General features: G+C 63.7%; 18 protein-coding genes and 1 tRNA gene. 8 read left to right on the plus strand and 11 right to left on the minus strand.

Translation table 11 applies throughout. The features are described 5' to 3' along the window. Positions 1-133: 133 nt before the first annotated feature. Positions 134-943, minus strand: coding sequence for a 3-hydroxybutyrate dehydrogenase (locus tag E3T50_RS02200; protein WP_134550345.1), 810 nt, complete (start codon positions 941-943; stop codon positions 134-136). Positions 944-1034: 91 nt separating this feature from the next. Beyond that, the gene (locus tag E3T50_RS02205) at positions 1035-2441 is read right to left on the minus strand and encodes an MFS transporter (protein ID WP_134550346.1); all 1407 of its coding nucleotides are present in this window, start codon (positions 2439-2441) and stop codon (positions 1035-1037) included. A 157-nt stretch (positions 2442-2598) separates the two neighbouring features. On the opposite strand from E3T50_RS02205, the gene E3T50_RS02210 reads away from it, so the two are divergent. The 3 genes from E3T50_RS02210 (at position 2599) to E3T50_RS02220 (ending at position 4579) form a co-directional block, all read left to right on the plus strand. Next, on the plus strand, positions 2599-3552 hold the full coding sequence (locus E3T50_RS02210) for a LysR family transcriptional regulator (RefSeq protein ID WP_134550347.1): 954 nt from the start codon (positions 2599-2601) through the stop codon (positions 3550-3552). 15 nt (positions 3553-3567) lie between these two features. Further along, positions 3568-3649, plus strand: a tRNA-Leu gene (locus E3T50_RS02215). 195 nt (positions 3650-3844) lie between these two features. Continuing rightward, on the plus strand, positions 3845-4579 hold the full coding sequence (locus E3T50_RS02220; RefSeq protein ID WP_174722497.1) for a DedA family protein: 735 nt from the start codon (positions 3845-3847) through the stop codon (positions 4577-4579). Positions 4580-4584: 5 nt separating this feature from the next. Here E3T50_RS02220 and E3T50_RS02225 read toward each other — a convergent pair whose 3' ends face one another. From E3T50_RS02225 to murI, 4 genes are all read right to left on the minus strand, one after another. Then, positions 4585-5493 (minus strand): cation diffusion facilitator family transporter, encoded by a 909-nt coding sequence (locus E3T50_RS02225; RefSeq protein WP_134550348.1) that lies wholly within the window; start codon positions 5491-5493, stop codon positions 4585-4587. A gap of 82 nt (positions 5494-5575) precedes the next feature. After that, positions 5576-6166 (minus strand): RdgB/HAM1 family non-canonical purine NTP pyrophosphatase, encoded by a 591-nt coding sequence (gene rdgB, locus E3T50_RS02230; protein WP_134550349.1) that lies wholly within the window; start codon positions 6164-6166, stop codon positions 5576-5578. Between the two features lie 3 nt (positions 6167-6169). Further along, positions 6170-6904: a ribonuclease PH gene (gene rph, locus E3T50_RS02235; protein WP_134550350.1), complete on the minus strand. Its 735-nt coding sequence runs from the start codon at positions 6902-6904 to the stop codon at positions 6170-6172. Continuing rightward, entirely contained in the window at positions 6901-7782 is an 882-nt protein-coding gene (murI, locus tag E3T50_RS02240) for a glutamate racemase (protein ID WP_134550351.1), read from the minus strand. Before murI ends, rph begins: the two co-directional genes overlap by 4 nt. A 132-nt stretch (positions 7783-7914) precedes the next feature. Between murI and E3T50_RS02245 the strand changes: the two genes are divergently transcribed. Continuing rightward, positions 7915-9192, plus strand: a complete 1278-nt coding sequence (locus E3T50_RS02245) for a nicotinate phosphoribosyltransferase (protein WP_134550479.1) — start codon at positions 7915-7917, stop codon at positions 9190-9192. A gap of 1 nt (position 9193) precedes the next feature. On the opposite strand, the gene E3T50_RS02250 is transcribed toward E3T50_RS02245, so the two are convergent. Genes E3T50_RS02250 through E3T50_RS02260 form a run of 3 tightly spaced genes read right to left on the minus strand, consistent with a single transcriptional unit; the run spans position 9194 to position 11843 of the window. Beyond that, positions 9194-9481: a DUF3039 domain-containing protein gene (locus E3T50_RS02250; protein WP_174722491.1), complete on the minus strand. Its 288-nt coding sequence runs from the start codon at positions 9479-9481 to the stop codon at positions 9194-9196. 32 nt (positions 9482-9513) lie between these two features. Beyond that, the gene (locus tag E3T50_RS02255; protein WP_134550352.1) at positions 9514-11088 is read right to left on the minus strand and encodes a hypothetical protein; all 1575 of its coding nucleotides are present in this window, start codon (positions 11086-11088) and stop codon (positions 9514-9516) included. Then, a complete protein-coding gene (locus E3T50_RS02260; protein ID WP_420898704.1) occupies positions 11064-11843 on the minus strand; it encodes an ABC transporter ATP-binding protein in 780 nt (259 codons plus the stop codon). Before E3T50_RS02260 ends, E3T50_RS02255 begins: the two co-directional genes overlap by 25 nt. A gap of 1013 nt (positions 11844-12856) precedes the next feature. Between E3T50_RS02260 and E3T50_RS02270 the strand changes: the two genes are divergently transcribed. From E3T50_RS02270 to E3T50_RS02280, 3 genes are all read left to right on the plus strand, one after another. Next, positions 12857-13549, plus strand: a complete 693-nt coding sequence (locus tag E3T50_RS02270) for a phosphocholine cytidylyltransferase family protein (protein WP_134463982.1) — start codon at positions 12857-12859, stop codon at positions 13547-13549. Positions 13550-13672: 123 nt separating this feature from the next. Then, positions 13673-14473: an ABC transporter permease gene (locus E3T50_RS02275; protein WP_241990697.1), complete on the plus strand. Its 801-nt coding sequence runs from the start codon at positions 13673-13675 to the stop codon at positions 14471-14473. 8 nt (positions 14474-14481) lie between these two features. Further along, positions 14482-15252, plus strand: a complete 771-nt coding sequence (locus E3T50_RS02280; RefSeq protein WP_134550482.1) for an ABC transporter ATP-binding protein — start codon at positions 14482-14484, stop codon at positions 15250-15252. On the opposite strand, the gene E3T50_RS02285 is transcribed toward E3T50_RS02280, so the two are convergent. Beyond that, a complete protein-coding gene (locus E3T50_RS02285) occupies positions 15249-15563 on the minus strand; it encodes a helix-turn-helix domain-containing protein (protein ID WP_134463984.1) in 315 nt (104 codons plus the stop codon). The two genes, E3T50_RS02280 and E3T50_RS02285, sit on opposite strands and share 4 nt — an antisense overlap. Before the next feature lie 172 nt (positions 15564-15735). Here E3T50_RS02285 and E3T50_RS02290 point away from each other — a divergent pair, with 172 nt between their 5' ends. Then, positions 15736-16557 carry a low temperature viability 1 family protein gene (locus tag E3T50_RS02290; RefSeq protein WP_241990698.1) on the plus strand — a complete coding sequence of 274 codons (822 nt, stop codon included), beginning with the start codon at positions 15736-15738 and terminating at the stop codon, positions 16555-16557. On the opposite strand, the gene E3T50_RS02295 is transcribed toward E3T50_RS02290, so the two are convergent. Beyond that, positions 16552-17778 (minus strand): CDP-glycerol glycerophosphotransferase family protein, encoded by a 1227-nt coding sequence (locus E3T50_RS02295; RefSeq protein WP_134550354.1) that lies wholly within the window; start codon positions 17776-17778, stop codon positions 16552-16554. The genes E3T50_RS02290 and E3T50_RS02295 overlap by 6 nt on opposite strands. Between the last annotated feature and the right edge of the window lie 55 nt (positions 17779-17833).

The following is a 17833-nucleotide window of genomic DNA, read 5'->3' on the forward strand; positions in this document are numbered from 1 at the left end:
TCCACAGGGCTTGTTTTTCGGTGCCCTGAACAGCAAAAATGGCGGCGGCGGATGCCTCGGCATCCGTCGCGGCCATCCGTGCCCGACCCGGCTCGCCCGACCGACCCAGCCTGCCAGCCCGCCCGACCCAACGTCAGCGGGCCGACCAGCCGCCGTCCATCGTGTAGCTCGACCCGGTGACCATAGCGGCGTCGTCGGAGGCGAGCCAGGCCACGAGCGACCCCACCTCGTCCGGTTCGACCAGACGCTTGATCGCGCTCTCGGTGAGCATGATCTTGCTCAGTACCTCAGCCTCCGGAATTCCGTGCACGAGCGCCTGGTCGGTGATCTGCTTTTCGACCAGGGGCGTTCGCACATAACCGGGAGCCACACAATTGCTCGTGACGCCGTGGATTCCCCCTTCGAGAGCGGTGACCTTGGACAGGCCTTCCAGTCCATGTTTGGCCGCCACGTAGGCGCTCTTGAACGGTGAGGCGCGAATGCCGTGCACCGACGACACGTTGACGATGCGCCCAAAATTAGCCGCATACATCTGCGGTAGCACTGCCCGAATCAGCAGGAACGGCGCCTCCAACATCAGCGTGAGGATGTTATGAAAATCGGTCGGCTTGAAGTCCTGGATCGGGTTGATCCGCTGAATTCCTGCGTTATTGACCAGAATGTCGACGCCGTCCAGCGCGAGTCGGAGGGCATCGTCGGTGAGGGTATCGGTGTCCATGAGGTTGACGGTCCAGACTGATCCCCCGATCTCCTCCGCCAGGGCGGTGGCACCGGCCGTGTCGATGTCGGCGACGACGACATGCGCGCCACGGGCGGCGAGCGCCCGCACCACGGCGGCGCCGATTCCGCTCGCTCCGCCGGTGACGAGGGCTCGACGCCCGGCGAGGGGCTGTTCGCTGGTGCGCACAGGCGTGTCGCCAACGGCGTCGGTGAGATCAGTCATGTTGTTCCTTTGATTGCGCGCTTGTTGCACGAGCAGGGCGGTGGGAGGCGGGGCACCAACGGCACCGCCTTGCCCCGACAGATCGAGCCGGTCAGTTCTTCTGGGTGACGGGCTCGAGCCCATGCTTGCGCGCATCCACGGCGTCGACCTCGCGCAGCGATACTCCCTTGGTTTCCTTGAGGGTGACCACAGCGACCGCTGTGATCGCGCAGGCGATCATGATGTAGATCGCGACGGGCACCCAGGTGCCGTATTCCTGCAGTAGTGCGGCGGCGATGATCGGCGCCATCGACCCGGCCAGGATCGAGGTGACCTGGTAACCGAGCGACACACCCGAGTACCGCATGCGAGTCGGGAACATCTCGCTCATGATGGCGGGCTGGCCCGCGTACATCAGGGCGTGGAAGCACAACCCGACCGTGACGGCCAGGATGATGAGCACAGGGTTCAGGGTGTCAAACATGGGGAAGGCAAAGAACGCCCAGGTAGCACCGAGCACGGCGCCGGCCAGATACACGGGCTTGCGCCCCACGCGGTCCGAGAGACGACCGACCTGCGGAATCACGATGAAGTGCACGACATGCGCGATCAGCAGAGCAATCAACAGCTGGCCGGTGTCGTACTCGTGCACCGTTTTCAGGTAGACGATCGAGAAGCTCACGATGATGTAGTACAAAATGTTCTCGGCAAAACGCAGTCCCATAGCTCCGAGGATGCCCTTGGGGTACTTGCGCACAACCTCGAGCACCCCGTAATTGACAGCCTTCTCGGCCTCGACCTGCGCGCGAGCCTCGAGAAAGATCGGGGCTTCACTGACGTGGGTACGAATGTAGTAACCGATCACGACGATGATTGCGGACAGCCAGAACGCCACGCGCCAGCCCCAGCTGAGGAACTGCTCGGGCGGGAGAATCCAGGTCATGGTGAGTAGTACGAGTGTGGCGAGTAAGTTGCCCACCGGAACAGCGGCCTGCGGCCAGCTCGACCAGAAGCCACGGGACTGGTTCGGGCTGTGCTCGGCAACGAGAAGAACAGCGCCGCCCCACTCACCACCGACGGCGAAACCCTGAATGAAGCGCAGGGCCACAAGGAGCGCCGGTGCCCAGTAGCCGATGGTGTCGAAACCGGGCAGGCAGCCCATCAGGAAGGTGGCTGCCCCGACCATGATGATTGTCACCTGCAGGGTGTGCTTGCGGCCGAGCTTGTCGCCGATCTGACCGAACACGATGCCACCGAGCGGCCGGGCGATGAACCCCACCGCATACGTGAGGAAGGCGGCAATGATGCCGTCAAGCTCACTGCCAGCGTTCGGAAAGAAGACCGTGCCGAAGACCAGGCTCGCGGCGGTGGCGTACAAGAAGAACTCGTACCATTCCACGACCGTGCCCACCATGGAAGCGGCGACAATCTTCTTTAAACCTGATTTTTCGGTTTCGCTTCCGGCGAGGCGCGTGGCCGTGCCGGAATCGGCAGCCCCAACGCGTTGATTGACACTCATTGTCTATCTCCTTTGTGTCGTCGATGACACGTCGTTGGCCTGAGTACTAGGGAAAAGCTTGGTCGTCTCTAGAGAAACACGACCTGATTGAGTATTCCCGCACGACGAACGGGCAACAAGAACCAAAACGACAGAGCACGTGTGCATAATTGCAGATATGACCTCTCAGCTGGCTGGCACCGCCCCCAATCCCGATGATCTCCTCATCCTGTTGGCCGTCGCCCGCACCGGTCGATTCACGACCGCGGCCGAGAGCCTCGGGCTCAACCACACCACGGTGTCGCGGCGCATCACCGCCCTCGAAAAAGCCCTGGACGGTCGTCTCCTGGCCCATGCCGTGGCTGGTTGGGAACTGACCGAACTCGGGGAACGCGCCCGCACCGCGGCGGAGGGGGTGGAATCCGCCGTCGCTTTGCTGCGCGGTTCCGCCGCTGAAGCACAGCAGATTGCCGGCGTGGTGCGCATGTCGGCGACGGACGGCTTCAGTGCCTACATCGCCGCCCCCGCTGTCGCCGGCCTCCAGCGACAACATCCGCTGCTGCGGGTCGAAATCGTCACCGTCACCCGACGTGCCCTGCAGCACCGTTCCGGGCTGGACATCGAAGTGGTCGTTGGCGAGCCGCAAGTGCACCGGGCGGAGTCGATTCTGCTCGGCTATTACAACCTGGGCATGTACGCCTCCCGTCTCTATCTGCAGACGCACGGAACGCCCCGGAGCATTGCCGAGCTGACTCAGCATCCGCTCGTCTATTTTGTGGATTCGATGCTGCAGGTCGACGACCTTGACGCCCCCCGACGACTCGTGCCAGAGATGCGGGAGTCGCTGAGTTCCACCAACGTCTTCGTGCACGTCGAGGGCACCCGCGCCGGCGCCGGAATCGGCTTTCTGCCGTGTTTCATGGCCGATCAGCACGCCGATTTGGTGCGTCTGCTGCCGGAGCAATTTCAGGAACGACTTTCATACTGGATGGTCGTGCGCGCCGAATCGCTGCGACTGCCGGCGGTGGCGGCGCTCGTGGGTGCGCTTCGCGCTCAAATGGCGTCCTACGCGACCGCGCTGCGCGGCCACGACACCCCAGCTAGCGCTCCCGACGATGATCAACCCAACTAGACTGGGGCCACACCCGCGGGAGTGGTGGAATTGGCAGACACGCAGGATTTAGGTTCCTGTGCTTTCGAGCGTGGGGGTTCAAGTCCCCTCTCCCGCACATGGAGCAGGTTTCAGCAGCGTTGAGCGCACGCCGCCATTGACGGTCGCGAAACCAGGGCCACAATCGACCAAACCCCCCTGTTTCAGGGGGTAATCGGCGGAGCATTCTCACCATAAAGCGATACCCTGTGTCTCGGTATCCGCCGTCGTTACCCGAACGTCTGCCCGCCGCCGACTGGAGCACACCCGCGTGATTCACACCGCTCTGATTCCTTGGCTCGACCCGACCCAGATCATTGAATCGGCCGGCCCGTGGGCGTTGCTCGTCGTCTGTGCGATCGTCTTTGCCGAAACCGGCCTGTTGGTCGGATTTCTGCTGCCGGGCGATACCCTCCTCATCATCACCGGCCTGCTCGCGTTCCCCGCCGCCGGCGTGATCCAGATCGACATCTGGTGGGTGGCCCTGGCTATTGGGTTTGCCGCTTTTCTGGGCGGTGAAGTCGGCTACCTGATCGGGCATAAATTTGGTCCCCGCGTCTTCGAGCGCAAGGAATCCGGCCTGTTCAGCATCAAGAACGTCGACCGCACCAATGCCTTCTTCGTTCGATTCGGTGGCGTCGCCGTCATCGTGGCCAGGTTCGTGCCGATTGTGCGCACCTTCGCACCGGTCGCCGCCGGCGTCGGCCACATGGACTACCGCAAGTACACCCTGTACAACCTCATCGGTGCTCTGCTCTGGGGTACCGGCCTGACCTTCGGCGGGTACTTTCTCGGCTACATTCCACCGGTGGCCGAATTCGTCACGAAGTACATCGACCTCATCCTGCTCGGCGCGGTCGTCGTCACCCTCATTCCCACGGTGTATCACTACGTGCAGTCGATGCTGAAAGCCCGTCGCCTGCGCGGCCAGCCGACCACCGCGCCGAGCAGCCACCTGCTCGATCCGGACACGTTCAAGACCAATCACAATGGTCGTCACGAGGTCTGATCAGCTCAGCGATGCTGCTGGTCTTCGTGCTCGGCATGCTCGGCTGGTTCGAGCTGAAAAGTTGAGTGGGCCACGTCGAAGTGCACGGCGAGGCATCCCGACAGCTCATCGAGCAGAGCGTCGGTACCGGCAGCGAGCACGTTGGGCTCGACGACGATGTGGGCGGTGAACACATGGGCACCGCTCGTGATCGCCCAGACGTGGACGTCGTGCACGGCGACCACCCCCGCCGTGGCGAGCAGGTGGCGTCGAATTTCGCTCACGTCGGTGTCGGCCGGGGTCGACTGGCTGAACACCCGCACGACGTCGCGCAGCAAAAAGTAGGCGCGCGGCAAGATCATTCCGGCGATGACGAGCGAGGCGATGGCATCCGCTTGGGCAAAGCCGGTGGTCAGAATAATGATGGCGGCCACGATAACCGCGACCGATCCCAGAGCGTCGCCGAGCACCTCGAGGTACGCGCCGCGCATGTTGATTGACCCGGTAGCAGCCGGGCGCAGCAATACCATCGCGGCCACGTTGGCGGCCAGTCCGATAATGGCGACGACGAGCATCGGCGTGCCGAGCACCGCGGTGCCCGACGGGCTGATCAACCGGGCGATGGCCAGGGCGGAGACCACACTGGCCACACCGATCAGGATCAATCCGTTGATGAGCGCCCCGAACACCTCGGCGCGTTGAAACCCAAAGGTGGCCCGGTCGGTCGGCGGCCGGGCCGCGACCACGGTCGCGACCAGCGCAACGCTGAGGCCGAACAGATCGGACAGCATATGCCCGGCATCAGCGAGCAGGGCAAGCGAGCCGGTGAGCCATGCTCCGATCACTTCGACCAGCAGCACGGATGCCACGATGCCGATGGCGATCGACAATCGTCTCCGGTTCGATCCGGTGCCGTGCTCGTGGTCGTGGCCCATGGCGCAACGTTAGGCCTGTAGCGCGCCGCTTGCCAGCCGACCGGCTAGTTGGGAATGAATGCCGTTCTCAGCATCCCCAAAGTCAGACGCCGAGCACCTCTCGCAGCACCGGGACGAGCGCGTCGAACGCGATCGCCCGATGGCTGACCTGGTTCTTGACGTGTGCCGAGAGCTCGGCTGCCGAGATGGCGTAGCCGTCGGGGAGAAAGATCGGGTCGTAACCGAAACCGTTGGCACCGGTCGGTTCGAACAGAAGCTGTCCCGGCCATTCGCCGGTGACGGCCCGCTCGGTGCCGTCGGGCAAGGCGAGAGCCGCGACACAGGTGAAGTGGGCGTCGCGGTGCTGCTCGGCAACGTCGCTGAGCTGCCAGAGCAGTAGGCGCAGGTTCTCGCCGGCGTCCTTGGCCGGTCCCGACCAGCGTGCCGAGAAGATTCCAGGAGCCCCTCCGAGAATGTCGACGCAGATGCCCGAGTCGTCGGCGATCGCCGGCAACCCGGTATGAGCCGCAGCGGCGCGCGCCTTGATCAGGGCATTTTCGGTGAAACTGACACCGTCCTCGACAGGTTCGGGGCCGTCGTAGGCAAGCACCTCGATGCCGGGCAGCTGAGGGGCCAGGATGCGCCGCAACTCCTCAACCTTGTGGGCGTTGTGCGTGGCGAGAACGAGCTGCACCGCTCAGCGCTCCAACGCGCTGGTCTGGAACTCGGTCAGACTGACGGCCCCCTGGAGGGCGAGGTCGAGCAGCGTGTCGAGCTCGCTGCGGTCGAACGGTGCCGCTTCGGCGGTGCCCTGCACCTCGACGAACTTGCCGCGACCGGTGACGACGACGTTCATATCGGTGTCGGCGCGCACGTCTTCGGTGTAGGCGAGATCAAGCATGGGAACTCCGCCGATGATGCCGACGGACACGGCCGAGACGCTGTCGGTGAGCGGTTGCGCCTTCTGGGAGATGAATTTCTTGGCGCGCCCCCACTCCAGGGCGTCGGCGAGGGCCACATAGGCGCCGGTGATGGCCGCGGTACGGGTTCCACCGTCGGCTTGCAGCACGTCGCAGTCGAGCACGAGCGTGTTCTCGCCGAGCGCCTTCATATCGACGACCGCGCGCAGGCTGCGACCGATCAGGCGGCTGATCTCGTGGGTGCGGCCGCCGATCTTACCCTTGACCGATTCCCGGTCCATGCGGCTATTGGTCGAACGCGGCAGCATCGAGTATTCGGCGGTGACCCAGCCCTTACCCTTGCCGCTCATCCACCGAGGGACGCCGTTGGTGAACGACGCCGTGCAGAGCACCCTGGTGCCTCCGTAGGAGATCAATGCCGAGCCCTCGGCCTGGTCACTCCAGCCGCGCTCGATCGTGATCGGGCGAAGCTCGTCGTTGGTGCGCCCGTCGGCGCGCAGGATTTCGGTCACGGTGTACTCCTAGTGGTTCGGGCCCCGGTGGCGGTTCCGGTGAAAAGCGGGGGTGTAGCCAACGCGCTCAGGTTGAGCGTGCCGGTCTCGATCAGGTCGACGCGGCTGATTTCGGGTCCGATCAGACGATGGGCGAGGGCCAGAAAGTCCTCGGCGCTGTCGCCGGTGGCCTCGTAACGGTAGCTGGGAGGGCTCGTGCTTGCGCGTTCCAGGCCCTGGCTCACCAAGACCCGATAGACGTCATTGGCGGTTTCGGTGTCGCTTGACACCAGGGTGACGCCCTCGCCCATCACGTACGAGATCGCGCCGCGCAGAAATGGATAATGGGTGCAGCCGAGCACGAGGGTGTCGACCTGAGCGGCGCGCAGCGGTGCGAGGTATTCCTCGGCGACTTCGAGCACCTCGGATCCGGTCGTAACGCCGGCCTCCACGAACTCGACGAAGCGTGGGCAGGCCTGGCTGAAGAGACTGATCTGGGGCGCGGCAGCGAAGGCGTCATTGTAGGCCCGGGAATTGACGGTGCCCAGGGTGCCAATGACCCCCACCCGCTGGTTGCGGGTGGTTGAGACAGCGCGGCGCACAGCCGGTTGGATCACCTCGATCACGGGCACGCTGTAGCGTTCGCGGGCATCCCGCAGCATCGCTGCCGACGCCGTGTTGCAGGCGATCACGAGCAGTTTCACGTCTTGCGCCACAAGGTCGTCAAGCACGTCGAGGGCGAAGCCACGCACGTCGGCGATCTTCTTCGGCCCGTACGGCGAGTGTGCAGTATCGCCGATATAGAGAATGGATTCGCCCGGCAGCTGGTCCTTGATCGCCCGGGCGACGGTCAAGCCGCCCACTCCGGAATCGAAAATACCAATCGGTGCATCCGTCACGGTGATCTAGCCTAGCCCGACGTAGCGGCTAAGCTGTGCCGGGTGACCCCGTCCCCTGCTTTCCCCGTGTCAACACAGCGCAGACCAGCTGCCTACACCCCCGCTTTTCGCACCGACCGGTACGAGCTCACCATGGTGGATGCCGCTATCCAGAGCGGGACCGCCGACCGGGAGTGCATGTTCGAGGCTTTTGCCCGACGCCTGCCCGCCGGCCGTCGCTACGGCATCGTCGCCGGCACCGGTCGCCTGCTCGAGCTGATCGCTAAGTTTCGCTTCGAGACCTCGGAACTGACCTGGCTTGCCGAGAACACCATCGTACGCACGCGCACCCTCGATTACCTGTCCGACTACGCCTTCAGCGGCAATGCCTGGGGCTACCAGGAGGGCGATGCCTACTTCCCCGGATCGCCGCTGCTGCTGGTAGAAAGCACCTTCGCCGAGGGCGTCATTCTGGAGACGCTCATTCTCAGCGTGCTCAACTACGACATCTCCGTGGCCAGCGCCGCCGCACGAATGGTCTCGGTGAGTCTCGGACGCCCGATCGCTGAAATGGGATCACGACGCACCAACGAGCACTCAGCGGTCGCCGCCGCCCGTGCCGCGTTCATTGCCGGCTTCGCGTCGACGAGCAACCTGGAAGCTGGCCGCCAATGGGGCCTTCCGACCATGGGAACCGCCGCACACTCCTTCATTTTGCTGCACGACAGCGAAGAAGAAGCGTTCCAGGCGCAGGTGGATGCCTTCGGCAGCGCAACCACGCTGCTCGTGGACACCTACGATATTCCCGCCGGAATCGCCCTGGCCGTCAAGACCGCAGGGCCGGAGCTCGGCTCGATTCGCATCGATTCGGGCGATCTGCCCACCGTCGTTGCCGCGGCACGAGCCCAACTCGATGCACTCGGCGCGGTCAATACGAAGATCACCGTCACGAGCGACCTCGACGAGTTCGCCATTGCGGCTCTATCGGCGAGCCCGGTGGATGCCTTCGGTGTCGGCACCTCTGTCGTGACCGGGTCGGGCGAACCAGCCGCCGGCCTGGTGTACAAGCTCGTCGCCCACAAGGGGCACGGCGACGACTGGATCTCCGTCGCCAAAACGTCGACCGCAAAACTTTCCATCGGCGGCCGCAAGAGCGCCCTGCGCCGACTGGATGCCGGTGGCACCGCCCAGGAAGAAATCATTCTGCTCGGCGAAGGCCCCGACGCCGAGGCACAACGCGATTCCCCAAGCGGCCTGGAACGAGCGCTTCTCGTTCCGCTGATCACGAACGGCACCGTCGACGAGCGTTATCTGGGATCAGCCGGAACGCTTCGTGCACGCGCGCACAACGCATCCGTTATGCAGGAATTGCCGATCGAGGCTTTTCGGTTGGGGCGCGGCGAGGCCGTTATTCCGACCACGTATCGATGAGCTACTTCGCCTTCATCTTCTCGTAGATGGCCTTGCAGGTCGGGCACACCGGGAATTTTTCCGGATCGCGGCCCGGCAACCACTTCTTGCCGCACAGTGCCTTGACCGGCTTGCCCGAAATGGCGGACTCGAGAATCTTGTCCTTGGGTACGTAGTGCGAAAAACGTTCGTGGTCGCCGGGTTCGATCTGCTCCTGGTTCAGGAGTTCTTCGAGCTCTCGGTCGAGCGTGGACGTTCCGCCGCCGGGCTGGCCGGGCTCTGCAATGCTCGCACGAATGATTTCAGTCATATGACCAGTCTAAGCACTGTGGCGGTTGGTGGTCAGGCGCGCTGCGCGGAGGCGAGCATCTCTGGCCCGCGCCGGTTGAAGGTACGCGAGCCGACCCAGATTCCCACGATCACGGTTACCAGTCCCATGCCGAGGCCGACACCGAGGGCACGCAGATGCCAGACAGGGTCCTCGAAGATTCCGAGATAGGCGAAGATGAGCGCGGGAAGCGCCACGACGATCGATCCCGTGAAAGTCAGCGACTGCACGAGTGCCGAAGCAGTGTCGGACGCCTGCGGCTGGGCGAACGGGCTGTCACCGGGTTTGGTCACCGGGTAGGGGAACCGGGTCGAGGTGTAGCTGGAGAAGCCCAAGCCTGCCAAGAGGATGCACGTGCTTACGCCCAGCATGGACGGCAGCACCGACCAGTCTCCGTAAAACGCGATGCTGAGGGCTGAGCCGATACCGATGAGCGGTATGCCCATGAGAAGTGCGGGAAGGAGTCGGCCGACACGATCGGCCATGCCGCGCGTTCCCGACGCCACGTGCAGCCAGATCGCGGTGCTGTCGTAGGCCACGTCATTGTGCATGGTCCATCCGAGAAAGACACACATGAGTGGTACGGGGACGAGCGCGAGGTAGTTCAGCGGTACCCCGGCGATACTCAACGGAAGAATCGCGATGATCGGCACGATCGGGATCATGATCAGCGACATCCAATACCGCGAGTCTCGCGCCCAGTAAGTGAAGGTGCGAGCGGCGATGGCGCCAACGGAGCTGTGCGGCAGCCGGTCGAACCAACCCAGCCCGGAGTACTGCTTCGCCGCTGCCTCACGGCCGGGTGACACCAGCATGCGGGCCACAACGAGCTGCCAGACCAGCCAGAGGACATAGGCAGACGCCGCGGCAACGAATAGTTTGAGAATCGCCGCACCCCAGGCGCCCGTGGAGGCGTCTCCGGGAACAGCCCATGCTGCACCGAGCGGGGTCCAGCCCAGAATCGCAGCCACGGTGCCCAGCAGGGTGCGTCCGTTACGGCCCCAGTCCGTACTGAACAGCACCACTACCAGCGGAGAAATCAGCACGAGCACGACGACACCGATCAGCCCGGTGAACTCCCGAGAACGTCGGGTCGACAGGAGAAAAGCTGCGAGGGATGCGCTCACCCGCGAGAGCAGAATGCAGGTCACGAGGATCAGCCCCGCCGAAACCAAGGCGAGCAGGGTCTGGCCGATGCCGCGCGACCAGGTGAAAACCGTGCCGAGCAACACAATGGTCAAGGCGAGCGCCGGAACTCCGATCAGCGCCGAACCGGCCAGACCGAGCGATAAAGATCGGTTGGGAATACCCAGGAACGCAAACTTGCGCGGATCCATGCTGTCGTCGATGCCGACCACAATCGGGATGACGAGAAAGCCGAGGACCACGGCCGATCCGGCCACCGTGAGCGAATCCCGGACGAGAGCGGGGTCACCGATGAAGCGCAGGCCGATCAGAGCGACGAGAAGCGCCACGGCGAGGCCGAGACCGTACAGCAGGCCAACAACGAGGCCGACGACCTGCCACGGGCTACGACGAAACAAATTGGCGACCAGCCGTAGTTTCAGTCCGAAAAATTGTGCAACCATTCCATGCCCTCCGCGACCTTGCGACCACCGGCGAGCTCGACGAACCGATCCTCCAAGGTCTTCTGCCCACGGACCTCGTCGACGGTTCCCGCTGCCAAAACACGCCCCTGCACAATGATGGCGACGTGATCGCAGACACGCTGGATCAGGTCCATACCGTGGCTGGACAGCACGACGGTTCCACCGGCAGCCACATATTTCTGCAAAATCTCGGTGACGTTGACCGCGGACACAGGGTCGACCGACTCGAAGGGCTCATCGAGCACGAGTACGCGTGGGGAATGAATCATCGCGCAGGCCAGGGCGATCTTCTTGGTCATGCCGGCGGAGTAGTCCGCGACGAGGCGATTGAGGGCATCCTCGAGGCCGAAAGCTGCGGCGAGGTCAGCCGACCGGCTTCGCACGGTGTCATTGTCGAGTCCGCGCAGGGTACCCGCGTAGTAGAGGAGTTGTGCGCCGGTCAGACGATCGAATAGCCGAAGCCGGTCGGGCAGAACACCGATGACACGTTTGGCCTCGCTGGGTCGAGCCCAGACGTCGATGCCGTGCACCATGACCGTGCCGGCGGTCGGGCGCAGCAGTCCGGTGATCATCGAAAGGGAAGTCGTTTTTCCGGCACCGTTGGGTCCGACGATGCCGTAGAACGACCCGGCTCGCACAGTCAGGTCGAGGTTGGAGACCGCGGCGTTATGGCCGAACCGTTTGATCAGTCCGCGCGCCTCAATGACAATCGGGCCTTGAACAATCGGTGCCACCTTGGGTGCCGGCTGCGTCGAGGCCGTGGCCGCTGGTGAGGTCGCGGTCTTCGCGGCGGGCTGCGACGCGGTCTTCGCGGCGGGCTGCGACGCGGTCTTCGACGTGGCCTTCGGTGTCGCGTCAAGAGCCGGCGTGGCTGCCGGTTCAGGCGGCGGTGAGATCGGCGTTGTAAGCGGCTTTTCTGTCGCGGTCGTGGTGACCAGCGCATCGCGGGTCACGTAGGGCCGCGTAGTGTCGTCGGCTGCGTTCTCAGCGAGAATCTGCGCTGTCGCCGGCGCGGCAACGGTCGGTTTCTTCGTTGTCGTCGGCTTCCGCACTGTTGGCTTGCGAACGGCCGCCTTGCGAACGGCCGGCTTGCGAACGGCCGGCTTGCGAACGGCCGGCTTGCGAACGGCCGCCTTGCGAACGGCCGCCTTACCAACGGCCGGTTTGGTCACGACCGGTTTCATGTCCGCTTCTGCAGTCGGCTGCGATTCGGCCGGTTTGAAAACTTCTGGGCCGGATGCGGTCGCCTCGGTCGCGGCCGCAGGTTTGGCTACGGTCGGCTCGGTCGCAGTCGCCGGGCGTACAGCGGGTTTGCGTGCAGCGGGTGTGCGTGCAGCGGGTGTGCGTGCAGCGGGTTTGCGTACCGCTGGCGTTCGAACGGCGGGCTTGCTGGCCGCCGGCTTGGCGGTGGGCGGTGCCTCCGATTCGACGGCACGGTCCGCGGCAGACTCGTTATCGGGTTCGAGGTGGGGCGGCACGAAAGTCACTCCGCTAACCTATCAAGGACCGTTGTCCCTGGGGCGCGGACGCCTGCGCAGCAACCGTTACAACCTGTGAGTACGCTCAGTACCGGGTCACGAAATGGACACGTGCTGAACCGTTTCCTCCCCCGGAACTGCCCGACAGGTTATGGTGAGAATGACATAATGGTGTGTCTTTACATGAACATGTGGGTGAATCCTAAGCAAACTCTTCTTGACTGAGTGGGTTTTCAGGCGTAGCCCCAACCATTTTTGAGGAGATAATCGTGACGACGCAAGTAGTCATTCTGGCGGCCGGTATGGGCAGCCGTCTCGGGCGCTCGCTGCCGAAGCCGCTCACCGAACTGAGCGATGGCCGCACGATCATGCAGCAGCAGTTCGATAACATTGCGCACGCCTTCGGCAAAGCTGCCAAGGTCACGATCGTCGTCGGGTACAAGCTCGAGCACATCATCGAAGCGTTCCCGCAGGCATCTTTTGTCTATAACGAGGAGTACGACCAGACCAACACGTCGAAGAGCCTGCTGCGTGCCCTGCAGGCCTCGAAGTCGGGCGGCGTGCTCTGGATGAACGGAGACGTGGTCTTCGATCCGGCGATTCTCGACCGCGCTGCCGCCATGATGGCGCGCGACCAGTCCTTCGTCACCGTGAACACCGACAAGGTATCCGATGAAGAGGTCAAGTACACCACGAGCGCCGAAGGCTACATCAAGGAGCTGTCCAAGACCGTGAAGGGCGGCCTCGGCGAAGCCGTCGGCATCAATTACGTGTCAGGTGCCGACAAGGCGACCCTCATTCGCCAGCTGACCAAGGTGGCCGACCAGGACTACTTCGAGCGCGGCATTGAGCTGGCCATCGAACAGAACCGCATGCTGGTGGAGCCGGTGAACATCTCCGACTTCTACGCCGTCGAGGTGGACTTCGCCGAAGACCTCGAGCGCGCCAACCTGTTCGTCTAACCGACGCGAAACCGCACCGCCCGAAACCCCCTCGCCACGGCGTGGGGGTTTCGTCGTCCGTGCGTCTGCAACGCGGCGGCGACTGGCACGGAACGCTCCCCGCGCTCCCATACGATAGACCGCGTGAGTAGTTACGCCCAAGTGCGCCCCGAACAGCGCACGCCGATCGCCCGCTATCGGCATTCCCTGTGGCTGCTGACGCAGCGCGATCTGCGGGTGCGCTACTCCACCTCGGTGCTCGGCTACTTCTGGTCCATTCTCGATCCGCTCGTGATGGCAGGCATATACTGGTTTGTCTTCACCCAGGTATTCGACCGCAGCGTCGGCAACGGCCCGTATATTGTGTTTCTCCTGGCTGCCCTGCTGCCTTGGATGTGGTTCAACGGTGCCGTCTCCGACTGCACCCGGGCGTTTCTGCGCGAGGCGAAGCTGATCCGCTCCACCCGCATCCCCCGCACCATTTGGGTGAACCGACTTGTGCTGTCCAAGGGCATCGAGTTCGTCGCATCGATCCCGGTGCTCGTCTTGTTCGTTATTGTGTACGGGGCCGAACTGGGTGTCGAGGCGTTCTTCTTTCCCCTCGCCATTACGATTCAGGCGATGTTGACTACTGGCGTCGGACTGCTCGTCGCCCCGCTCGTGGTGTTCTTTCGCGACCTCGAGCGGGCCGTCAAACTCATTCTGCGTTTTCTGTTCTACGCCTCCCCCATAATCTACGGCACCACCGATCTGCCGCCTGAACTGCATTTCTGGGCTGCTTTCAACCCGCTCAATGGCATTTTCAGTCTGTATCGGGCTGCTTTTTTTCCCGAGCAACTTGACTGGTTCGCGGTCACGCTCAGCGCGGTCATCTCCCTCGCGTTCCTTGGGCTCGGACTGCTGGTCTTTCGCCGCAGTGAACGTGCCGTTCTGAAGGAGATCTAGTGGCCACGATGGCAGTGACACCCTCGGCAGCACCCGTGATCTCGCTGCACGATGTCGGCATCCGCTTTCGCAGGAATCGGCGCGGGCGTCGCAATTTCAAGGACCTGTTCGGTGCGCGCAAGCGGCGGAGCCGGCCGGGAGAGTTCTGGGCCCTGCAGCACGTGACCTTCACGGTGCAACCGGGTGAAGCCATTGGCGTCGTCGGTCGAAACGGGCAGGGCAAGTCCACGCTGCTCAAGCTCGTCACCGGCGTCGTGCTGCCCGACACGGGTTCGGTACACGTCACCGAGGGTGTTGCTCCACTGATTGAGATCACCGGCGGGTTCGTCGACGATCTCAGTGTGCGCGACAACGTCTATCTGACGGCGGGCCTGCACGGCATGACGCGCAAGCAGATCACCGATCGGTTCGACGAAATCATCGAATTCGCCGAGATCGCCGACTTCATTGACACTCCGTACAAGCATTTGTCGAGCGGGATGAAGGTACGGATCGCCTTCGCCGTGATCTCGCGGCTGGAGGAACCGATTCTGCTCGTCGATGAAGTTCTGGCCGTAGGTGACAAGGCATTTCGAGAGAAGTGTTACCGCCGCATCGAAGAACTTCTGGCGGGAGGTCGTACCCTGTTCATCGTCTCGCACAACGAACGAGACCTACGGCGTTTCTGCACCAGGGGTCTCTACCTCGACAAGGGTGACCTGGTGCTCGACGGGCCGATCACCGAGGTGCTCGCCCGGTACAACACCGACTACGGCGTCAAACCCTCGACTGGAGCTTAGCCGAGTCGTCGATTGGCTATCGATTCCTGCGATCGACGAAAATCTATCGCGATGTAGGCGTCGCGAGTAGGCGGAAGCTGCTCGACGGCGAGACCGGCCAGGAGTTCGCTCAATTCGATCTGCAGCACGGCCGCCAACCGAATGAGCGTATACATCGTCGGGTTGCCGTGACCGCGGTCGATGCGGGCGTAATTCGACACATTGAGTCCGGCGAGGAGCGCGACGGACTCCTGCTTGAAACCGAGCGCCAGGCGACGCTCCCGGAGACGGAGGCCGAGCAGTCGGGACGCTTCTGATTTAGACTCAAGCATTCCTCAGTTGTAGCGGCCCGGAACGGTCTTGACTAGCGGGTGGACATTTGGTGGAAGATGGTATTTGGATCAGGCTGGCCCAGCGCGCGCCCCGGCTTCTACCCCGGTTCACCCCGTACACTCAAGCAAACGGATGCAGGGAAGGCGAGCAATGGCACGGAAGAGCGCACCGATGTTATCCTCCACCGGCGGCACTCCGCAGGGTGGCGCACTTCCGACCGGGTTCGTCACGGGCTTCGATCGGGTGCTTTCCATTCACCGCCCCGTTGTGCTTGCGCATATCCGCAGCCTCCGACGTCGCCATCCCGACGCCTCCCCCGAACAGATCGTGCGCATCCTGGAGAAGCGTTACCTCGCCGCGGTCACGGCCGGCGGTGCCGCCGTGGGCGCCACCGCGGTCATTCCCGGCGTCAGTACCGCAATCACACTCGCGTTGTCGGGGGTAGAGACCGCTGGTTTTCTCGAAACGACGGCCCTGTTCACACAATCGGTCAGCGAGGTGCATGGGATCGCCGTGGAAGACCCCGACCGCGCCCGCGCCCTCGTCATGACCATGATGCTGGGCCGTGACGGCAGCGACCTGGTGCGGCAGCTCGCCAGTCAGGTGACCGGGTCGGGCACAGCACGCACCACCTATTGGGGTGAGCTCATCACCAACAGTCTTCCCCGGGCAATTCTCGGCCCGCTCACCGACCGCCTCAAGAGTGCATTTCTACGCCAGTTCGCCGCCCGCGGCGGCGCCAGCCTGCTCGGTAAAGCCCTCCCGTTCGGCATCGGAGCGGTGATCGGCGGCGCAGGAAACCATATCCTGGGCAAGAAGGTCATGCATGCCGCGCGCCTCGCGTTTGGTCCGGCGCCAAGCGGTTTTCAACCAGACCTGGACCCGCGCGTACGGGAGATCACCGTACTGGAAAAGACCGTGCGCGACCCGGGACGACGCAGGTTTCTCCAGGCCACACCCCGGCCAGCGCCCGATCAGGACCCGCCGCTATAGCTCGTCGCGTGCAATCATTGCGGGATCTCGAACATGTGCGATACCCACGTCAGGCACGGCCGCAAACCGATCCCACTCATCCATCAGGTGCTGCACGGCCACATGCAGCCGTTGGGTCGCTACACCGGGGGTCGTGTCTCCGAAGTAACGCTGCACCCAGCCCTGCAGGCGTTCCACCGCCGCGTCATCGTGAGTGAGCCGTTCAACGGCAGCCACAACGCCGTCGGCGCGCTCAGCCGGGAGCCATTCGCAATCGGAGAGGTAGCCGCTCGTGTCGATGATGGCCGCCGGGTTCACCGGCCGGGTGACAATGAGCGGCTTACCGGTGGCGAGTCGGTCGTAGACCATGGCGGAGATGTCGACGATGGCCACATCTGCTGCGGCTAATTGCCAGCCGAGATCGGGACCGGAGTCGTAGACGTGCTGCGCGCGCGGGTCGCGGGCGTTGGCCGCGGCGAGGGCGGCGATTATGTTCTTGTTGGCGGCCCCGTAGAGATGGTCGACGACGCCGCTGCGCGGGTGCGGTCGGTAGATGACCCGGTGGGTGCCGCTGGCCAGCAGGGCGGTGACGAGCGCGACCCCGTGGGTTGCGACTGAGCCGTAGGCCGCGGCGGCCCGGTCGCCCTCCCAGGTGGGAGCATAGAGCACGACCTGGCGTTCATCGGGCGTGTAGGGGAGCTCACCGCTGAAGTAGTCGGCCTGCGGGCGCCCGATCTTGATGGCTCGCTTGTCGAAGTCGTAGTCCCACAGCACCCGGTCGAGTCGGGCCAGCGCGGCATCACCGGCCACGAAGGAATAGTCGTAGGCCTTGAACTGATTGGTGATCATGTACATTTTGTCGCTCTCACCGTGGTTGATGAAAACGTGCCAGCACCGCCCATAGCGCATCATCTGAAAGTTGCGCGGGTTCTGGTTGACGTAGAACACGATACGGATGTCCTGCTCGGCGATAATCTGCTCCAGCTGCGGCACCGTGCGGGCGTAGGCCACCGGCACAGGCGACTCGTTCATGAGCCTCAGGGTGCCACCACCGGTCCGGCTGAGAACGAGTACCGGCCAGGTTTTGGCGAGGGTGGCGAGGGGTTGGTACCACTGCCGCATTTGGTACATGTTGACCGGGCCGTCGGCAAAGTAGACGGCGATCTTAAAGTGATTGTCCTCGCGCAGCTCCCGCGCTTGCAGCCGCCCACGCAGCTGGTGCTGGACCTTGCGGGAGGCCATGACATCCTTGACCAGTTTGACTGCACGCCTGACGTCTTTCCGAATTACCACCCAA

It is taken from the genome of Cryobacterium gelidum (genome assembly GCF_004403985.1).
Taxonomy (GTDB): domain Bacteria; phylum Actinomycetota; class Actinomycetes; order Actinomycetales; family Microbacteriaceae; genus Cryobacterium; species Cryobacterium gelidum.